Origin of the sequence: Streptomyces sp. 1222.5 (assembly GCF_900105245.1) — a bacterium.
GTDB classification, from domain to species: domain Bacteria; phylum Actinomycetota; class Actinomycetes; order Streptomycetales; family Streptomycetaceae; genus Streptomyces; species Streptomyces albidocamelliae.
This window is the reverse complement of record NZ_FNSZ01000001.1, coordinates 5,782,374-5,800,068: the sequence shown is the minus strand read 5'-3', so window position 1 is coordinate 5,800,068 and position 17,695 is coordinate 5,782,374. Positions and strand designations below refer to the sequence as shown.

Genomic DNA, 17,695 nt, shown 5'->3' with positions numbered 1-17,695 from the left:
GGATGCAACGCATGCCCGAGTTGAGTCACCGCCGACGCATGCTGGTGCTCGCGATCTGCTGCATGAGCCTGCTGATCGTGAGCCTCGACAACACCGCGCTGAACGTGGCGCTGCCCTCGATGCAGCGCGACCTGCACGCCACCACCTCCGGGCTGCAGTGGACGATCGACGCCTACACGCTCGTCCTGGCCTCGCTGCTGATGCTCGCCGGTTCCACGGCCGACCGCATCGGCCGCAAGCGGGTCTTCATGACCGGCCTGGTGCTGTTCTCCGTCGGCTCCCTGCTCTGCTCCCTGGCACCCGACCTGGAACTGCTCGTCGTGTTCCGGATGATCCAGGCGGTGGGCGGCTCGATGCTCAACCCGGTCGCCATGTCGATCATCACCAACACGTTCACCGACTCCCGCGAACGCGCCCGCGCGATCGGCGTGTGGGGCGCGGTGGTCGGCATCTCCATGGCCGCGGGCCCGCTGGTCGGGGGTCTGCTCGTGCAGTCGGTGAGCTGGCGCGCCATCTTCTGGGTCAACCTGCCGGTCGGTCTCGCCGCCCTGCTCCTCACCCTCCGCTTCGTGCCCGAGTCCCGCGCGCCCAAGGCCCGCCGCCCCGACCCGGTCGGCCAGCTGCTGGTGATCGCCCTGTTCGGCTCGCTGACGTACGCGATCATCGAGGCGCCGGACGCGGGCGCGGCCACGGTGGCGCCCTTCGCGGCGGTGGCCCTGGCGGCACTGCCGGCCCTGCTGTGGTACGAACCCCGGCGCGCCGAACCCCTCATCGACCTGCGCTTCTTCCGCTCCGCACCGTTCAGCGGGGCGACCGTGATCGCGGTCAGCGCCTTCGCCGCGCTGGGCGGCTTCCTCTTCCTGTCCACCCTGTACCTGCAGAACGTGCGCGGTCTCGACGCCCTGCACGCGGGGCTGTGGATGCTGCCCATGGCCGCGCCGACGTTCCTGTGCGCACCGCTGTCCGGCCGGCTGGTCGGCAGCCGTGGTCCGCGGCTGCCTCTCCTCGTCGCGGGTACGGCGATGACGGCGAGCGGGGTGCTGTTCGCGGCCTTCGAGGCGGAGACCTCCAACACCACTCTCTTCATCGGGTACGTCCTGTTCGGCATCGGCTTCGGCTTCGTGAACGCGCCGATCACCAACACGGCGGTGTCGGGCATGCCACGCGCCCAGGCCGGGGTCGCCGCCGCGGTCGCCTCCACGAGCAGGCAGCTGGGCCAGACGCTGGGTGTGGCGGTCGTCGGCGCCGTCCTCGCGGCCGGCATCGGCTCGTCCTCCTACCGGCAGGAGTTCGTCTCGGCCGCCCGCCCCGGCTGGTGGATCCTGACCGTGTGCGGTCTGGCCGTCCTGGTCCTCGGCCTGCTGACCAGCGGCCGCTGGGCCCACCGCACCGCCGAGCGCACGGCCGAGCAGCTTCGGACGGCGGAGGTGCGGGAGGTCGTGGGGGCGTCCCGAGCCGCCCGGTGAGCGGGCGCGGCGCCGGTCAGTCCGCCCGCGCGAGGTCGTAGAGCCGCTCCAGGCGCTCCCGGGTCTCCTCGTCGCGCGGGGTGTACGTCACCATCCGGGCGCCCGCCTCCGGGCCGAGCCACAGGTCGGTGTGCTCCAGGCTGAGACGGCCGACGTGGGGGTTGAGGAACTCCTTGGTCCTGGAGCGGCCGGCGACCACCTCGTACCGCTCCCAGTTCTCGCGGAACTCCGGTGACTCCTCCAGCCGCCTGAGCAGCATCTTCCAGGCGGGCTCGCCGAGGTGGCCGGCCAGGGAGGCGCGCAGCCGGGCGGCCATCAGGCGCTGGGTCTGCTCCAGGTGCACGACCGCCGACTGCCACTCCTCGCTGGTGTACACGAGCAGGATGCAGTTGCGGTCCTCGGGCGGGATCGCGTCCAGGTCGCCCAGCAGGCGCCCGTAGGTGCGGTTGTAGGCGAGGATGTCGTACCGGCTGTTCTGGACGCAGGCCGGGATCGGGTCCAGCCGGCGCAGCATCTCGCGCAGGGCCGGGGTCACGCTCGGGCAGCTCGCCGCGGGCGACGGGTCGGTGGCGCCGGCCAGCTGGAAGAGGTGGGCGCGCTCGCCGGCGTCCAGCCGCAGGGTCCGCGCGAGGGCGTCCAGGACCTGGACGGAGACCTGGATGTCGCGGGCCTGCTCCAGCCACGTGTACCAGGTGACGCCGACCGCGGAGAGCTGGGCCACCTCCTCCCGGCGCAGTCCCGGCGTACGGCGGCGGGTGCCGCGCGGCAGCCCCACCTGCTCGGGCTTGATGCGCTCGCGGCGGCTGCGCAGGAAGGCGGCCAGCTCGTGCCGGCGGATCTCCGCGCCCCGGGCGGTCGGCCGCGCGGCGGGCTCCTGGGACAGGGTCGTCATGCGTCCAGGGTCCCGCGATCACCATCCTGTTGCCAGGTGGTCCTGGTACCAGGATGAGGAGACTCTGGTACCCGTCTCGGCGGGGGCGCAGGCTCGGGGACATGAGCGAAACCGTCACCACCGCGAAGGCCGTCCGGACGGCGGCCGCCGCGCCCGCGCTCGGCGGGCCAGGACTGTTCACCGTCCTGCTGGCCGCGGCCCTGCCGCTGGTCGACTTCTTCATCGTCAATGTCGCTCTGCCGGCCATCGGCACGGACCTCGCCGCGGGCGAGGCCGTGCTGGAGCTGGTCGTGGCCGGTTACGGGGTCGCGTACGCCGTGCTGCTGGTGCTCGGCGGGCGGCTCGGGGACCTGTTCGGCCGGCGTCGTCTGTTCCTCGGCGGCATGGCGGCGTTCGGGCTCACCTCGCTGGCCTGCGGGCTCGCCCCCGGCGCCTGGGGCCTCGTCGCGGCGCGGGTCGCGCAGGGCGCGTCCGCCGCGGCGATGCTGCCGCAGGTGCTCGCCACCATCCAGTCCGCCACGACGGGTGCGCGCCGGGCCAGGGCGATGAGCCTGTACGGCGCCACGGCCGGGCTGTCCATGGTGGCCGGGCAGATCCTGGGCGGGGTGCTCGTGGCCGCGGATGTCGCCGGTACCGGGTGGCGCTCGGTCTTCCTCGTCAACGTGCCCGTGGTGGCGGCCGGGCTGGTGCTCGCCGTCCGGTACGTGCCGGAGACCAGGTCGCGGCGTCCGGAGCCGGTGGACGTGCCGGGCACGGTCCTGCTCGCGCTGTCCCTGCTGACGCTGCTCGCTCCGCTCACCGAGGGCCGGGCGGCGGGCTGGCCGCTGTGGACGTGGGTGTCGCTGGCGGCGTTCCCGGTCGTCGCCGGGGCGTTCTGGGCCGTGGAACGGCGGGCGGACCGGGCGGGCCGGACCCCGCTGGTGCCGCCCAGTCTGCTGGCGCTGGCCTCGCTGCGGCGCGGACTGCTGCTGATCCTGCCGTTCTCCATCGGTTTCAGCGGGTTCATGTTCGTCATCGCGCTCGCGTTGCAGCAGGGCGCCGGGCTGGGGCCGGTGCAGGCGGGGCTGGCGCTCGCGCCGATGGCGGTGGTGTTCCTGTTCGTCTCGCTGGCCGGACCGCGGCTGATCGCCCGCCACGGCACCCGCGTGGTCACCGCCGGGTCCGTCGTGCAGGGCGTCGGTGTGCTGCTGATCGTGCTGGCCGCCTGGCGGGACTGGCCGCACCTGGACTTCGGGTCGCTGCTGCCGGGCGCGGCCGTGGCCGGTGCCGGGCAGGCGCTGCAACTGCCCAATGTGATGCGGATCGTGATGTCCGAGGTGCCGGCCGCCCGGGCGGGCGTCGGCAGCGGTGTGATGGTCACCACCCAGCAGTCCGCGCTCGCCCTGGGCGTGGCCACGCTCGGCACGCTGTTCCTGACCCTGGTTCCGCATCTGGGCATGCGGAACGCGCTGGTCGTCACGCTGCTGGTGCAGTTGGCCGGGACCGTGCTGACGGGCCTGCTCAGCCTGCGGCTGCCCCGCGACATCGGCTGAGCCGGGGTGGGCCGAGGGCACGGCTTGGGCAACTCACCGGGAATCTCACCCTGTTGATGTTGGTCCTGCTGCACACTCCTTGCCGTCGGGTTGCCGGACGCGGGGACGGGAGGCGTCATGCCACGGGCCAGCACTACGAGCAAGGTCAGCCGCTGGGACCAGCACGGGCGGGAGCACGTCGTCAGAGTGCAGCGCGCGGGGGTGCAGCGCACGATCAGATGCGACACGTGCGGCTGGCGGCGGGGCGCCCAGTTCCTGCCGTGGCTGAAGGCCGAGGAGCACCTGACCGAGGCCCACCAGGCGACGGTCGACCCGACGGCGGGCCGTCAGCCGTCCCGCTGAGGATCCGGTGCGGCCGGCCCGCCGGACGCACCGGACGTGCGGCCCCCGACCGGACGCCTGCGGCGGGCAGGCGAGACGACGGCCGGGAACTTCTCCGCGGCCGGCGACGATCGCCGACCAGCGGCCGGACTCCCGACCGGACCCGGCCCCGGGCAGACGGGACGACGACGGCCGGTGACTCCTCCGCCGACGGCGGGCCGCGCGTTCCTGAAGTGGCTCAAGACCGAGGCGCCGGGCGACCGCCGACCCGACGGCGGGGGCCGGTCGCCCCACCGAGAAGCGCCCTCCGGTAGCGACGCCACGGGCGCCGCAGCGGCCCAGCGGATCACCGACGGCCGCGAAGTCCCGGCCCACGGCGGCGAAACACCCGCTTACCGCCGTGGCTCAAAGCCGTGGCCCAGCGGGCGACCGCCGACCCGACGGCGGCCGGCCGGTCGCCCCACCGAGAAGCGCCCTCCGGTAGCGACGCCACGGGCGCCGCGGCGGCCCAGCGGATCACCGACGGCCGCGAAGTCCCGGCCCACGGCGGCGAAACACCCGCTTACCGCCGTGGCTCAAAGCCGTGGCCCAGCGGGCGACCGCCGACCCCACCGCGGTTCTGCGGTCGTCCCGGCGAGGAGGCTCACCGGGTCGTCGGGCCCAGGCCGCGGAGCAGCAGGTCCACGACGGCTGTGAACTCCTCGTCGATTCCGGGGGCGGTCCACTCCCGCGCGTAGCAGGGGTCGTGGAAGCGGCCGGTCGCCTGGAAGACGGCGCGGGCCGCGGCGGCCGGATCGGCGACGGAGAAGGCGCCCGACCCGGCCCCCGCCGCGATGATCCCGGTCAGCTGGGCGGTCAGCTCGGTTATGTGCTCGCCGACGACCGTGCCGTTCTCGTCGGTCAGCACCGTGTAGGTGGCGAAGAGTTCGGGATCGTCGCCCGCCTTGTGCCGCTTGGCCTCGAACAGCGCCGCCAGCCACGACCGCAGCCGCTCCTGCGGGCTCCCGCCGTCGGCGACGATCCCGGCGAGCTTCAGCGAGGTGCGGTCCAGCCAGCGCTTGGTGACGGCCTCGCGCAGCGCGGCCTTGGTGCGGAAGTGCCGGTAGACACTGCCGTGGCTGACGCCGAGCGCGCGGGCCACGTCGACCACGGTGGCCTTGGCCGGGCCGTGGCGGCGCAGCACTTCCTCGGTCGCTTCGAGGATGCGCTCGGCGGTCAGGGTCTCGCTGGTCGGTGCCATGCTCTAGACCGTACCCGGCGACCGGTTCAGCGCTCGCTGTCGAGGTGTGCCATCTGCGCGGTCGGGTAGCGGTCGCCGGCCGCCGCGTCCGCCGGGACGGCCTCCTCGATCGCCGCGAGGTCGGCCGCCTCCAGGGTGACGTCCAGCGCGCCCAGCGACTCGGTGAGCCGCTCGCGGGTGCGGGCGCCGACCAGCGGCACGATGTCCTCGCCCCGGGAGAGCACCCAGGCGATGGCGATCTGTGCGACGCTCACGCCCTTCTGCTCGGCGATCTTGCGCAGGGCGTCGACCAGGTTCAGGTTGTGCTGGAGGTTGTCGCCCTGGAAGCGGGGCGAGTGGGCGCGGAAGTCGCCCGCGGCCAGCTGCCGGTCGCGGGAGAAGTGGCCGGAGATGAGTCCGCGCGAGAGGACGCCGTACGCGGTGATGCCGATGCCCAGTTCCCGCGTGGTGGGCAGGATGTCCCGCTCGATGCCGCGGGAGATGAGTGAGTACTCGATCTGGAGGTCGGCGATCGGGGCGGTGGCGGCGGCCCGCCGGACGGTCTCGGCGCCGACCTCGCTGAGGCCCACGTGGCGGACGTACCCCTTCTCGATCAGCTCGGCGATCGCGCCGACGGTCTCCTCGATCGGTACGTCCGGGTCGAGGCGGGCGATCCGGTAGACGTCGATGTGGTCAACGCCGAGGCGCTGGAGGGAGTAGGCGGCGAAGTTCTTCACGGCGGCGGGGCGGCCGTCGTAGCCGCTCCAGTTGCCGTCGGGGTCGCGCAGGGCGCCGAACTTCACGCTGACCAGCGCCTGTTCGCGGCGGGTCGGCGGGGCGGTGCGCAGGGCCTCGCCGAGCAGCATCTCGTTGTGCCCCATGGCGTAGAAGTCGCCGGTGTCCAGCAGGGTGACGCCCGCCTCCAGGGCGGCGTGGACGGTCGCGACGGACTCCGCGCGGTCGGTGTCGCCGTACAGCGCGGACATGCCCATGCAGCCGAGGCCGAGGGCGGAGACCTGGGGGCCGGTGGTTCCGAGGGTTCGGGTTCGCATCGTCATGCCTCCACTCTGCCATGACAGCTGACAGATTTCAATATCTGTCATTCCATCTCTGTTACCGATCTCCCGGATTTGGTCCAGACCTATTGACGGGGGGTCTGGACCACGAGCACTGTCGACCCCGGAACTGTCATGCCTACGACACCTCACCGCACCCCCACCGGGAGGCCCGTATGCTCCGCCGCACCCTGTCCCTGCTCGCCGCCGCGCTCGCCACGGCCTGTCTCACCCAGCTCCCGGCCGCCGCCCCCGCCTCCGCCGCCGACACCTGCGCGGTGAAGTCCCGGCCGGCCGGCAAGGTGCTCCAGGGCTACTGGGAGAACTGGGACGGCTCGGCCAACGGCGTCCACCCGCCCTTCGGCTGGACCCCGATCACCGACGCGCGCATCCCCGCCCACGGCTACAACGTGCTCAACGCGGCCTTCCCGGTGATCCGTTCGGACGGCACGGCGCTGTGGGAGGACGGCATGGACGCCGGCGTCAAGGTGGCCACGCCCGCCGAGATGTGCCGGGCCAAGGCGTCCGGGCAGACGATCCTGCTCTCCATCGGCGGTGCCGCGGCCGGCATCGACCTGTCGTCCTCCGCCGTGGCCGACCGGTTCGTGGCGACGATCGTGCCGATCCTGAAGAAGTACAACTTCGACGGCATCGACATCGACATCGAGACGGGCCTGGTGGGCAGCGGGAGCATCGGCCGGCTCTCCCCCTCGCAGGCGAACCTGATCCGGATCATCGACGGGATCCTCGCGCGGATGCCGTCCGGCTTCGGCCTGACGATGGCCCCGGAGACGGCGTACGTCACCGGCGGCAGCGTCACCTACGGCTCGATCTGGGGCGCGTACCTGCCGATCGTGAAGAAGTACGCGGACAACGGCCGGCTGTGGTGGCTGAACATGCAGTACTACAACGGCAGCATGTACGGCTGCTCGGGCGACTCGTACGCGGCGGGCACGGTGCAGGGCTTCACCGCGCAGACGGACTGTCTGGACAGGGGCCTGGTGGTGCAGGGCACGACGGTCAGGGTGCCGTACGACAAGCAGGTGCCGGGCCTGCCCGCCCAGCCGGGCGCGGGCGGCGGCCACATGTCACCGTCACTGGTCTCCCAGGCGTGGAAGCACTACGGCGGCTCGCTCAAGGGCCTGATGACCTGGTCCGTCAACTGGGACGGCTCGAAGAACTGGACCTTCGGCGACAACGTGAAGGCCCTTCAGGGCCGTTGAGCGACTGAGCGGACGAGCGGGGCGGACACGCTAATGCCGGGCGCGCCGATCGAATCGGCCCGCCCGGCATCCGCCGTGCGAACTAGGCGCCGACGAGGCGCTGGGCCAGGTAGCCCTCGATCTGGTCGAGGGACACCCGCTCCTGCTTCATCGAGTCACGCTCGCGGACGGTCACCGCGTTGTCCTCGAGGGTGTCGAAGTCGACGGTCACGCAGAACGGCGTGCCGATCTCGTCCTGGCGGCGGTAACGGCGGCCGATGGCACCGGCGTCGTCGAACTCGATGTTCCAGTTCTGACGCAGCGCCTGGGCGAGGCCCTTGGCCTTCGGCGACAGCTCGGGGTTGCGGGACAGCGGCAGCACCGCGACCTTCACCGGCGCGAGACGGTGGTCGAGGCGCAGCACCGTGCGCTTCTCCATCTTGCCCTTGGCGTTGGGCGCCTCGTCCTCGACGTACGCGTCGAGGAGGAAGGCCAGCATCGCGCGGCCGACACCGGCCGCGGGCTCGATGACGTACGGGGTCCAGCGCTCGCCGGCCTCCTGGTCGAAGTAGGAGAGGTCCTGGCCGGACGCCTTGGAGTGGGCACCGAGGTCGTAGTCGGTGCGGTTGGCGACACCCTCGAGCTCGCCCCACTCGCTGCCGCCGAACTGGAAGCGGTACTCGATGTCGGCGGTGCGCTTGGAGTAGTGGGAGAGCTTCTCCTTCGGGTGCTCGTACCAGCGCATGTTCTCGGTACGCAGGCCGAGGCCCGTGTACCAGTTCCAGCGCTGCTCCATCCAGTACTCCTGCCACTTCTCGTCCTCGCCCGGCTTGACGAAGAACTCCATCTCCATCTGCTCGAACTCGCGGGTCCGGAAGATGAAGTTGCCGGGCGTGATCTCGTTGCGGAAGGACTTGCCCATCTGCGCGATGCCGAAGGGCGGCTTGCGGCGCGAGGTGGTCTGCACCTGGGCGAAGTTGGTGAAGATGCCCTGGGCGGTCTCGGGGCGCAGGTAGGCGACGGAGCCGGAGTCCTGCGTCGGGCCGAGGTGGGTGGAGAGGAGACCCGAGAACTGCTTGGGCTCGGTGAACTGGCCCTTGTTGCCGCAGTTCGGGCAGTTGATGTCGGCCAGGCCGTTCGCCGGGGCGTGGCCCTTCTTCTCCTCGTAGGCCTCTTCCAGGTGGTCCGCGCGGAACCGCTTGTGACACGAGGTGCACTCGGTCAGCGGGTCCGTGAAAGTGGCGACATGGCCGGAGGCGACCCAGACCTCGGAGGCCAGGATGACGGACGAGTCGATACCGACGACGTCCTCGCGCGACGTCACCATGTAGCGCCACCACTGGCGCTTGATGTTCTCCTTGAGCTCGACGCCCAGCGGTCCGTAGTCCCAGGCGGCACGCTGTCCGCCGTAGATCTCACTGCACGGGAAAACGAAGCCACGGCGCTTGCTCAGGCTGACGATGGTGTCGATCTTGTCGGCGGCCACGGTGCTCTCTTCATTACGACGACGGGCGTTGAAGCGAGATGCTTCCAGCGAATGATTCAGGTTACCGGCGCAGGCTCCCCCACGGCCAAATCGGCCCCTGGTCCAGGGCCCTCGGAGGGCTTGTTGACAACGGTTTCCATCTTTGTTGAAAATGACTGTCATGAACGTACGACGACGCCTCATACCCGCCGCCGCGGTCGGCGCGGTCACCGCACTCGGGATCGGCAGCCTCACCGCATGCTCCGGCGACAGCGCGGCGGCGGCCGGCACCGGCAAGTTCGACGTCGTCACGTCCTTCTACCCGATGACGTTCCTCGCCGAGCGGATCGGCGGCAGCCACGTCCACGTAACCAGTCTCACCACTCCCGGCCAGGAACCGCACGACCTGGAGCTCAGCCCCCGGCAGATCGGCGGCCTGGAGAAGTCCGACGCGGTCCTGTACCTGAAGAACCTCCAGCCCGCCGTCGACCGGGCGGTGGCCCAGTCGCCGGTCGGGACCAAGATCGACGCTGCCACGCTGACCACGCTGGAGAACCACGGCACCGAGGTCGGCGGCCACGCGGCCACGCACGACTCCCACGACGACGAGGAGTCCGGCGGCAAGGACCCGCACATCTGGCTCGACCCGGTGCGCTACGCCCAGGTCGCCCGCGGCGTCGGCCACGCCTTCGCCAAGGCCGACCCGAAGCACGCCGCCGACTACGAGAAGAACACCGCCGAGCTGGTCGAGCGGCTGAACGGCCTGGACCGGCAGTTCCGGGACGGCCTCGCGCACACGGCGGACAAGGTCTTCATCACCACCCACGCCGCCTTCGGCTACCTCGCCGAGCGCTACGGCCTCACCGAGGAGGCCGTCAACGGCCTGGACCCCGAGTCGGAGCCCAGCGCCGCGCGCGTGAAGGACCTGGAGCGGATGGCCCGGGCCGACGGCGTCACCACCGTCTTCTACGAAACGCTCGTCAGCGACGAGACCGCGAAGACCGTCGCGCACGACACGGGTCTGAGGACAGACGTCCTCGACCCGATCGAGGGCATCACCGGCAAGTCCCGCGGCACCGACTACTTCGCGGTCCAGCGGGCCAACCTCAAGGCGCTCCAGCGGGCACTGGGCGCCGAATGACCGGCACGGAGGGCAGGACCATGGGCGAGCCCGTCATCACCATGCGCGCGGTGACCGCCGAACTCGGCGCGCGTCCCGTGCTGCGCGGCATGGATCTCACCGTCGGCCGCGGCGAGGTCGTCGCGCTGCTCGGCGCCAACGGCTCGGGGAAGTCCACGGCGATCCGCACGATCATCGGCCAGGTGCCGGTCAGCGGCGGCGGCATCGAACTCTTCGGCACCGAGCGCCGGTCCTTCCGCGACTGGTCGCGGGTGGGCTACGTACCGCAGCGCACCACCGCCGCGGGCGGCGTCCCGGCGACCGTGACCGAGATCGTCTCCGCCGGCCGGCTGTCGCGCACCCGTTTCGGCGTCTTCCGCAGGAGCGACCGGCAGGCGGTGCGCCGGGCCCTGGAGCTGGTCGGCATGGCGGACCGCGCCAAGGACTCGGCGGACGCCCTCTCCGGCGGCCAGCACCAGCGGGTGCTGATCGCCCGCGCGCTGGTCGCCGAACCCGAACTGCTGATCATGGACGAGCCGATGGCGGGCGTCGACCTGGCCAGCCAGGAGGTGCTCGCACGGACGCTGGAGCAGCAGGTGGCGTCCGGTACGACCGTCCTCCTCGTGCTGCACGAACTGGGCCCGCTGGAGCCCCTGATCGATCGGGCGGTCGTCCTGCGCGACGGCTGCGTCCTGCACGACGGCCCACCGCCCCGCGCGGTCGGCCAGCACGCCCTGCCCGGCCACGACCATGTGCACCCGCACGCACCGGCGGGCGCCGAACCGATCCGCACGGGACTGCTGAGCTGATGGAATTCCTCGACTTCGCCTTCATGCAGCGGGCGCTGCTCGCCGCCGTGCTGGTCGGCCTCACCGCGCCCGCGATCGGCATCTACCTGGTCCAGCGCCGCCAGGCCCTGATGGGCGACGGCATCGGGCACGTGGCCATGACGGGCGTCGGCCTCGGCTTCCTGCTCTCCACCTCGCCGGTGTGGATGGCGACGGCCGTCTCGGTGCTCGGCGCCGTCCTGATGGAGCTGATCCGCTGGTACGGCAGGACGCGCGGCGACATCGCCCTCGCCATGCTCTTCTACGGCGGCATGGCCGGCGGTGTCATGCTGATCAACCTCGCGCCGGGCGGCTCCAACGCCAACCTGACGTCGTACCTGTTCGGCTCGCTGTCGACGGTGTCACCGTCCGACGTGAACGCGATCTGCGTGCTCGCCGCCATCGTCCTGCTCGTCACCCTGGGGCTGCGCCGGCAGCTGTTCGCGGTCAGCCAGGACGAGGAGTTCGCGCGGGTCACCGGGCTTCCGGTGCGCGCGCTGAACCTGCTGACGGCGGTCACCGCCGCGGTGACCGTGACGGTCGCGATGCGCGTGGTCGGGCTGCTGCTCGTCTCCGCTCTGATGGTGGTGCCGGTGGCCGCGGCCCAGCAGCTCAGCCGGAGTTTCGCCGCCACGTTCGCGATCGCCGTCGCGATCGGCGTGGGCGTCACCGTCGGCGGCACGATCACCTCGTACTACCAGGACGTCCCGCCCGGCGCGACCATCGTGCTGCTCACCATCGCCGCGTTCGTCGCGCTGACGGCACTGGCCGCTCCGCTGGCCCGCCGACGCGCTCGGGCGGCCGCCGCCGCACAGCCCGCCGGGGACCCCGCGGAATGCGCGATTCCGGCCGGCAGGCGGGCCGGGGACGAGGTCGGCGTCTGACCGCGCGCCGCCCGGACTGGCACAATGGCCCGGGCAGACGCCAGACGTGAGGAGGCAACCGGTGACGACCGCTGGACCGCCCGTGAAGGGTCGCGCGACCCGCCAGCGCGCAGCCGTGGCGGCGGCCCTGGACGAGGTCGACGAGTTCCGCAGCGCGCAGGAACTGCACGACATGCTCAAGCACAAGGGCGACTCGGTCGGCCTGACCACGGTCTACCGCACCCTGCAGTCCCTCGCCGACGCGGGCGAGGTCGACGTCCTGCGCACGTCCGAGGGCGAGTCCGTCTACCGCCGCTGCACCAGCGGGGAACACCACCACCACCTGGTCTGCCGCGCCTGCGGCAGGGCCGTCGAGGTCGAGGGCCCCGCCGTCGAGAAGTGGGCGGAGGCGATCGCCGCGGAACACGGCTACGTCAACGTGGCCCACACGGTCGAGATCTTCGGCACCTGCGCGGAGTGCGCCGCGGGTTGAGCCGGCGCGCGGCCGCTCAGGAACGGCCGAAGCAGCGCTCCAGCTCGTCGAGGTCGTAGAAGGCGCTGCCCCTCTCGATCGGCCGGCAGGTCGGCTTGAACGCCGTCTCCCGCTCGTTGGAGAGCATGCGGACCAGGTAGCGGTCGCCCTTGCGGAAGACGTCCCACTGGATGTTGCCGCCCAGCGGGGCGACCGAGGCAGCGCGCCACGGGTTGTCCGCGTAGGAGTACGGCTCCCCCGGCGCCGCCTGCTCCGTGCTGCCGGGCAGACCCATCAGCGCCGCCAGCGGGATGAGCTCCTCGGCGTGCGTGAAGCGCAGTTCGGCACCGAGGTCGCTGGTGCCGGCGCGCTTGGCCTCGGCCTGGGCGAAGAGGTCGTCGAGGAGTACGCCCGCCATCTTGTAGGTGATGTCGCTGTCGGCGAAGCCGGGGCCCTTCTCGTAGAAGTCCTCGGCGTCGCCGAGGTAGCCGAACCACGCCGCGTCCGCACGGGACAGGAAGCGCTCCATGCCCCAGCCCGCGCCGCCCGGGCTCTCCTCGGTCATCGCGGGGGCGATGGCGTACAGGTTGTAGACGGCCTGCGCGGCGCCGGTCCGGTCGCCGATCCCCTCGACGAAGGGCTCCGTGAAGATCCTGCGCAGGACGCTGCGGGCGGCCCGCCCGGTCCTCGGCTGCCCGGTAATGCCGCTCAGGGTCTCCTTGAGGCGCTGGTCGTTCTCGATGTAGTCGCGGTAGGCCGCGCCGCCCGCCGCCTTGTGGAAGTACAGCAGGTCCTTGTCGGTCCGGGTCGGGCCGATCAGCGGCTTCAGCGCCGGGTCGGCCGCGGCGAGGGAGTCGGTGAACTCCTTCGCGCTGTCCACCGCCCGCCCCTGTCCGGAGCTGACGACGTCGATCCGCTCGCCCTTGTCGGCGATCGTCGCGAACAGGGACGGCAGCCGGTGCGCGGTGCGCGCGGCGGTGTCCCGCATCTCCTGCCGCCCGCGCCCGCTGAGGTTGCCGTAGCCGACCTTCGCCATGGCGGCCTGCAGGGCGCGGACCGTCGGCCCGAACTCCTCGCCGCGGCGGGTCAGTTGTCCGGCGGCCTCGGCCTCGTCCCACAGCGCGAGGACGAGGTCGGCGTCCTCGCCGTCGGTCGCGGCACGGGAGCCGTGCCGGGAGACGTTCTCCGTGAGGACGGGCTCGAAACCGGCCGGGGGCCGCTGGTAGGTGCGCGGGTTCTGCTGGGGCGCGTACGGCGCCTTCGTGCCGTAGCTCTCGCGGTGCGCGGGGCCGTCGGCCGCGTGCGCGGGCAGCGCGGTGAGCAGCAGGGCGCCGAGGGCGAGGACAGGGGTGAGACGTCTCATGAGTCCCGCATCCTCGGCGGCCCGCGTGAACCCACGGTGGCTACGAGGTGGACTCGCCCTTCATGGCGGCTTCCATGGCGAGCAGTTCCTCGTTCGGGACGGCCCCGCCGAAGCGCCGGTCCCGGGAGGCGAACTCCATGCAGGCCCGCCACAGGTCGCGCCGGTCGAAGTCCGGCCACAGCACGTCCTGGAACACCATCTCGGCGTACGCGCTCTGCCAGAGCAGGTAGTTGGAGGTGCGCTGCTCACCGCTCGGGCGCAGGAACAGGTCGACGTCCGGCATGTCCGGGTAGTACAGGTACTTCTGGAGCGTCTTCTCGTTGACCTTGGACGGGTCGAGGCGGCCCGCCTTCACGTCCTCCGCGAGGGCCTGCGCCGCGTCGGCGATCTCGGCCCGTCCGCCGTAGTTCATGCAGAAGTACAGCGTGAGCAGGTCGTTGCCCTTGGTCTGCTCCTGGGCGATCTGGAGCTCCTTGGCGACCGACTTCCACAGCTTGGGCATCCGGCCCACCCAGCGCACCCGGATGCCGAGGGCGTCGAGCTGGTCACGGGTCTTGCGGATGAAGTCCCGGTTGAAGTTCATCAGGAAGCGGACCTCGTCGGGCGAACGCTTCCAGTTCTCGGTGGAGAAGGCGTACAGGGAGATGTTGCGCACACCGATCTCGATGGAGCCCTGGAGGACGTCGAGCACCCGCTCGGCGCCCACCTTGTGCCCCTCGGTGCGCGGGAGTCCCCGCTCCTTCGCCCAGCGGCCGTTGCCGTCCATGACGATCGCCACGTGGTTCGGGACCAGCTCGCCGGGGAGCTTCGGCGCACGGGCCCCCGACGGGTGCGGCTCCGGCGCCTTGAAGTCGCGCCGCTGGCGTCCGAGGATCCCGCGTACCACCATGTGCTTCTCGTCTCCCTCTGCGATCCAGGAATTCCGCTACGACTTCTCGACGTAGCGCAGCGAGCGCAGTCCGCGCTCCAGATGCCAGTGCAGGTAGGCGGACACCAGCCCGCTGCCCTCGCGGACGTACCGCGCCTCGCACGCGTCCGCCGTCTCCCAGTCTCCCGTAAGCAGCGCTCCGAGCAGCACCAGGGTCTGCGGGGACGGTACGACGCTGCCGGGCACCCGGCAGTCGACGCAGACGGAGCCGCCGGAGGCCACCGAGAAGAAGCGGTTCGGGCCGGGCATGCCGCACTTCGCGCAGTCGCCGAAGCTGGGGGCGTAGCCGTTGACGGCGAGGGAGCGCAGCAGGAAGGCGTCCAGGACGAGGTGCGGGGCGTGCTCGCCCCGGGCGAGTGTGCGCAGGGCACCCACCAGCAGCAGGTACTGCTGGACGGCCGGCTCGCCCTCGTGGTCGGTGAACCGCTCGGCGGTCTCCAGCATGGCCGTGCCGGCGGTGTAGCGGCCGTAGTCGGCGACGATCCCGCCGCCGTACGGGGCGATGGTCTCGCTCTGGGTGCACAGCGGCAGTCCGCGCCCGACCAGTTCGCTGCCGCGGGCGAAGAACTGCACGTCCACGTGGGAGAAGGGCTCCAGCCGGGCCCCGAACTTCGACTTGGTGCGCCGCACCCCGCGGGCCACCGCGCGTACCCGTCCGTGACCGCGTGTGAGCAGCGTGATGATCCGGTCCGCCTCACCCAGCTTCTGGGTGCGCAGCACGATGCCGTCGTCGCGGAACAGACTCATGCCCCCCATTCTCGCCCATGGCCCGGGCGGCCATGACGGGGTCGGCCCAGGCGGGGGCGCCCGGTCAGGGAGGCTCGTCGCCGGCCTCGGGGTGTGCCGCCTCGGCGCCGGCCCGTTCGCCGGGGACCGTCCGGCGGACGGCGCCGGGTTCGGCGTCCCATTCGCGGCCGCCGCCGGGGGGCCTCAGCTGGACGTAGGGGCCCTCGTGACCCATGACGATCCCGGCCCGCCCGGTGTCCGTGTCCACGACATGGGTGCCGACGGGCGGCTGCGATTCCCCCAACGTCTCCTCCGCCTCCCCCGGCACACGGCGCGGGATGTGTGGTGGTGTCGCGCCCTCACGGTGGCTGCCCGCCCCCGACGGGTTTCACGCTTCGTTCATCCCCGGTGACGCTCCGCCCCTACACTCCGCGGCCGCCCGCACCCGCGTGCGCGCCGGCGGTCCCCACCTCCGGCGGCTACGCCATTCGTGCGTGCTCTCTTGACCGCCCCCGGGGGCTTACCTATGGTCGCGCTACCGAAATCGGACGTAGGACGTTGGACGTCGTATCTCCCGCCCCTCCCCTCTCCCACTCGCTGGAGGACCCGTGCGCGACGACGTGACCCCCGACCTACCGGCACCGCGGCGCCGGCAGTTCCTCAAGCTCACCGGCGCGCTGGGCGGGGCCGCCCTGCTGCCGCCCGCGCTGGCCGCCTGTTCCGCGGGGCCGGAATCCACGAACGACACCGGCAGCGGCGGCAGCGGCCGCGACCGCACGCTGACCGCGGTGATCGGGTACGGCAACGACGGCAGCTGGGACCCGACGCAGACGGCGTCGGCGTTCGCGATGGCCGCCAACAACCACGTCTACGAAGGGCTGCTGGACACCGACCCGATCTCCCGGAAGCCGTACCCTGCGCTCGGCACCCGGGTGCCGGCCGACCCGGGCGACACCACCTGGCGGTTCACCCTGCGCTCCGGGGCCACCTTCCACGACGGCAAGCCCGTCACCGCCGACGACGTCGTGTTCGTCTTCGACCGGCTACTGGACCCGCACACCCAGACGCTGGCCAAGGGCTTCTTCGCCGGCTGGCTGGAGAAGGTCCGCGCCGTCGACTCCCGCACGGTCGAGCTGGTGCTCAAGTTCCCCTTCCCGGACGGGCTCTCGCGGCTCACGCTGGCCAAGATCATGCCCCGGCACGTGTTCTCCCGGCCCGGCGCCTGGGACGAGGCGATCAAGGGGCTGGCGGTCGGCTCGGGCCCGTACCGGCAGACCGCGCACCACCCGAAGTCCAACACCACCTTCGAGGCGTATCCCGGCTACAACGGCCCGCGCAGGCCGGCCTTCAAGCGGATGAACTGGCTGACCATCGTGGACGCGGCCTCACGCGTCGCGAAGATCTCCGGGACCGGCGCGGGCGCCCAGATCGCCGACAACATCCCCTACGCCAACGTCCCCCGGCTGGAACAGGGCGGCCTGACGGTCGCGGGCGGCGCCGGGATGAACAACCTCTTCCTGATGTTCAACACCGCGCACAAGCCCTTCGACGACGTGCGGGTCCGCCAGGCCCTGCACTACGCCATCGACACCGAGAAGATGGTGCGGGTCGCCCTGAAGGGGCACGGCCGGCCGGCGACGTCGTTCCTCGACGAGAACAACCCCTGCCACCGGCGCGCCAGGACGGTCTACGACCACGACCCCGCCAGGGCGAAGGCGCTGCTGAAGGCCGCCGGGGCCACGGACCTCAAGGTCGAGATCCTGGCCGTGAACGTCAGCTGGATCGTCGACTGCCTGCCGACCGTGAAGGCCTCCTGGGACGCGATCGGCGTGGAGACGACCCTCGCGCCGCAGGAGACCACGGCCGTGTTCACCAAGATGGACCAGAAGCGGGACTACCAGGTGGTGGCGGCGGCCTCCAACCCGAACCAGTTCGGACTCGACGCCGACCTGATCATGCACTACAACTACGGCCCCCAGAACCTGTGGATGCAGTACACCCGCTGGGCCGGCGACCCCGTCGCGAGGAAGCTGTTCAAGGACATGGACCGGGCGACCCGGGAGCCGGACCCCGCGCGGAAGACGGCGATGATCCAGGACTACATCGACGTCGTCGCCGAGCAGGCCGTGCTGTACCCGGTGGTGCACAACGAGCTGATGACGGCCTGGGACCCGCGCCGGCTCACCGGCATAAGGGCGCAGCCCTACCCGGGCGTCAACCTCCTTCAGGCCGCGTGGGTCTGAC

17 protein-coding genes are annotated in these 17,695 nt (G+C 71.8%); 9 read left to right on the top strand and 8 right to left on the bottom strand.

Features of this window, described 5'->3' with window-relative positions; all coding sequences use genetic code 11:
* Nucleotides 1–11 precede the first annotated feature (11 nt).
* Nucleotides 12–1,466: an MFS transporter gene (locus BLW57_RS26150; protein ID WP_093477829.1), complete on the top strand. Its 1,455-nt coding sequence runs from the start codon at nucleotides 12–14 to the stop codon at nucleotides 1,464–1,466.
* Between the two features lie 16 nt (nucleotides 1,467–1,482).
* Here BLW57_RS26150 and BLW57_RS26145 read toward each other — a convergent pair whose 3' ends face one another.
* Entirely contained in the window at nucleotides 1,483–2,358 is an 876-nt protein-coding gene (locus BLW57_RS26145; protein WP_093477828.1) for a helix-turn-helix transcriptional regulator, read from the bottom strand.
* 101 nt (nucleotides 2,359–2,459) lie between these two features.
* On the opposite strand from BLW57_RS26145, the gene BLW57_RS26140 reads away from it, so the two are divergent.
* Both BLW57_RS26140 and BLW57_RS26135 read left to right on the top strand, forming a co-directional pair.
* On the top strand, nucleotides 2,460–3,890 hold the full coding sequence (locus BLW57_RS26140; RefSeq protein ID WP_093477826.1) for an MFS transporter: 1,431 nt from the start codon (nucleotides 2,460–2,462) through the stop codon (nucleotides 3,888–3,890).
* Between the two features lie 117 nt (nucleotides 3,891–4,007).
* Complete coding sequence (locus BLW57_RS26135) at nucleotides 4,008–4,232, top strand: hypothetical protein (protein WP_093477825.1); 225 nt, start codon at nucleotides 4,008–4,010, stop codon at nucleotides 4,230–4,232.
* Between the two features lie 622 nt (nucleotides 4,233–4,854).
* On the opposite strand, the gene BLW57_RS26130 is transcribed toward BLW57_RS26135, so the two are convergent.
* Complete coding sequence (locus BLW57_RS26130) at nucleotides 4,855–5,451, bottom strand: TetR/AcrR family transcriptional regulator (protein WP_093477823.1); 597 nt, start codon at nucleotides 5,449–5,451, stop codon at nucleotides 4,855–4,857.
* A gap of 26 nt (nucleotides 5,452–5,477) precedes the next feature.
* Nucleotides 5,478–6,488 (bottom strand): aldo/keto reductase, encoded by a 1,011-nt coding sequence (locus BLW57_RS26125; RefSeq protein ID WP_093477822.1) that lies wholly within the window; start codon nucleotides 6,486–6,488, stop codon nucleotides 5,478–5,480.
* A gap of 173 nt (nucleotides 6,489–6,661) precedes the next feature.
* On the opposite strand from BLW57_RS26125, the gene BLW57_RS26120 reads away from it, so the two are divergent.
* Nucleotides 6,662–7,708: a chitinase gene (locus tag BLW57_RS26120; RefSeq protein ID WP_093477820.1), complete on the top strand. Its 1,047-nt coding sequence runs from the start codon at nucleotides 6,662–6,664 to the stop codon at nucleotides 7,706–7,708.
* 82 nt (nucleotides 7,709–7,790) lie between these two features.
* On the opposite strand, the gene BLW57_RS26115 is transcribed toward BLW57_RS26120, so the two are convergent.
* Entirely contained in the window at nucleotides 7,791–9,173 is a 1,383-nt protein-coding gene (locus BLW57_RS26115) for a glycine--tRNA ligase (RefSeq protein ID WP_093477819.1), read from the bottom strand.
* A 160-nt stretch (nucleotides 9,174–9,333) separates the two neighbouring features.
* Between BLW57_RS26115 and BLW57_RS26110 the strand changes: the two genes are divergently transcribed.
* The 4 genes from BLW57_RS26110 (at nucleotide 9,334) to BLW57_RS26095 (ending at nucleotide 12,455) form a co-directional block, all read left to right on the top strand.
* Entirely contained in the window at nucleotides 9,334–10,293 is a 960-nt protein-coding gene (locus tag BLW57_RS26110) for a metal ABC transporter substrate-binding protein (protein ID WP_093477817.1), read from the top strand.
* A 20-nt stretch (nucleotides 10,294–10,313) separates the two neighbouring features.
* Nucleotides 10,314–11,081, top strand: coding sequence for a metal ABC transporter ATP-binding protein (locus BLW57_RS26105; protein ID WP_093477816.1), 768 nt, complete (start codon nucleotides 10,314–10,316; stop codon nucleotides 11,079–11,081).
* Entirely contained in the window at nucleotides 11,081–11,983 is a 903-nt protein-coding gene (locus tag BLW57_RS26100) for a metal ABC transporter permease (protein WP_093477814.1), read from the top strand. The genes BLW57_RS26105 and BLW57_RS26100 overlap by 1 nt, the downstream gene beginning before the upstream one ends.
* A gap of 61 nt (nucleotides 11,984–12,044) precedes the next feature.
* Entirely contained in the window at nucleotides 12,045–12,455 is a 411-nt protein-coding gene (locus BLW57_RS26095) for a Fur family transcriptional regulator (RefSeq protein WP_093477813.1), read from the top strand.
* Between the two features lie 16 nt (nucleotides 12,456–12,471).
* Here the strand turns inward: BLW57_RS26095 and BLW57_RS26090 are convergent, their stop codons facing one another.
* From BLW57_RS26090 to BLW57_RS26075, 4 genes are all read right to left on the bottom strand, one after another.
* On the bottom strand, nucleotides 12,472–13,797 hold the full coding sequence (locus BLW57_RS26090; protein WP_093477811.1) for a histidine-type phosphatase: 1,326 nt from the start codon (nucleotides 13,795–13,797) through the stop codon (nucleotides 12,472–12,474).
* A 40-nt stretch (nucleotides 13,798–13,837) separates the two neighbouring features.
* On the bottom strand, nucleotides 13,838–14,686 hold the full coding sequence (locus tag BLW57_RS26085; RefSeq protein WP_093477810.1) for an isoprenyl transferase: 849 nt from the start codon (nucleotides 14,684–14,686) through the stop codon (nucleotides 13,838–13,840).
* Between the two features lie 36 nt (nucleotides 14,687–14,722).
* Nucleotides 14,723–15,472, bottom strand: a complete 750-nt coding sequence (recO, locus tag BLW57_RS26080; protein ID WP_073893790.1) for a DNA repair protein RecO — start codon at nucleotides 15,470–15,472, stop codon at nucleotides 14,723–14,725.
* Nucleotides 15,473–15,536: 64 nt separating this feature from the next.
* Nucleotides 15,537–15,755: a hypothetical protein gene (locus BLW57_RS26075; RefSeq protein WP_093477808.1), complete on the bottom strand. Its 219-nt coding sequence runs from the start codon at nucleotides 15,753–15,755 to the stop codon at nucleotides 15,537–15,539.
* Nucleotides 15,756–16,059: 304 nt separating this feature from the next.
* Between BLW57_RS26075 and BLW57_RS26070 the strand changes: the two genes are divergently transcribed.
* A complete protein-coding gene (locus BLW57_RS26070; protein ID WP_093477807.1) occupies nucleotides 16,060–17,694 on the top strand; it encodes an ABC transporter substrate-binding protein in 1,635 nt (544 codons plus the stop codon).
* Nucleotide 17,695: the final 1 nt, after the last annotated feature.

Coding starts and splice junctions, on each gene's coding strand:
- BLW57_RS26150 (WP_093477829.1), top strand. CDS start 12: ATGCCCGAGTTGAGTCACCGCCGACGCATGCTGGTGCTCGCGATCTGC.
- BLW57_RS26145 (WP_093477828.1), bottom strand. CDS start 2,358: ATGACGACCCTGTCCCAGGAGCCCGCCGCGCGGCCGACCGCCCGGGGC.
- BLW57_RS26140 (WP_093477826.1), top strand. CDS start 2,460: ATGAGCGAAACCGTCACCACCGCGAAGGCCGTCCGGACGGCGGCCGCC.
- BLW57_RS26135 (WP_093477825.1), top strand. CDS start 4,008: ATGCCACGGGCCAGCACTACGAGCAAGGTCAGCCGCTGGGACCAGCAC.
- BLW57_RS26130 (WP_093477823.1), bottom strand. CDS start 5,451: ATGGCACCGACCAGCGAGACCCTGACCGCCGAGCGCATCCTCGAAGCG.
- BLW57_RS26125 (WP_093477822.1), bottom strand. CDS start 6,488: ATGACGATGCGAACCCGAACCCTCGGAACCACCGGCCCCCAGGTCTCC.
- BLW57_RS26120 (WP_093477820.1), top strand. CDS start 6,662: ATGCTCCGCCGCACCCTGTCCCTGCTCGCCGCCGCGCTCGCCACGGCC.
- BLW57_RS26110 (WP_093477817.1), top strand. CDS start 9,334: ATGAACGTACGACGACGCCTCATACCCGCCGCCGCGGTCGGCGCGGTC.
- BLW57_RS26105 (WP_093477816.1), top strand. CDS start 10,314: ATGGGCGAGCCCGTCATCACCATGCGCGCGGTGACCGCCGAACTCGGC.
- BLW57_RS26100 (WP_093477814.1), top strand. CDS start 11,081: ATGGAATTCCTCGACTTCGCCTTCATGCAGCGGGCGCTGCTCGCCGCC.
- BLW57_RS26090 (WP_093477811.1), bottom strand. CDS start 13,797: ATGAGACGTCTCACCCCTGTCCTCGCCCTCGGCGCCCTGCTGCTCACC.
- BLW57_RS26085 (WP_093477810.1), bottom strand. CDS start 14,686: ATGGTGGTACGCGGGATCCTCGGACGCCAGCGGCGCGACTTCAAGGCG.
- recO (WP_073893790.1), bottom strand. CDS start 15,472: ATGAGTCTGTTCCGCGACGACGGCATCGTGCTGCGCACCCAGAAGCTG.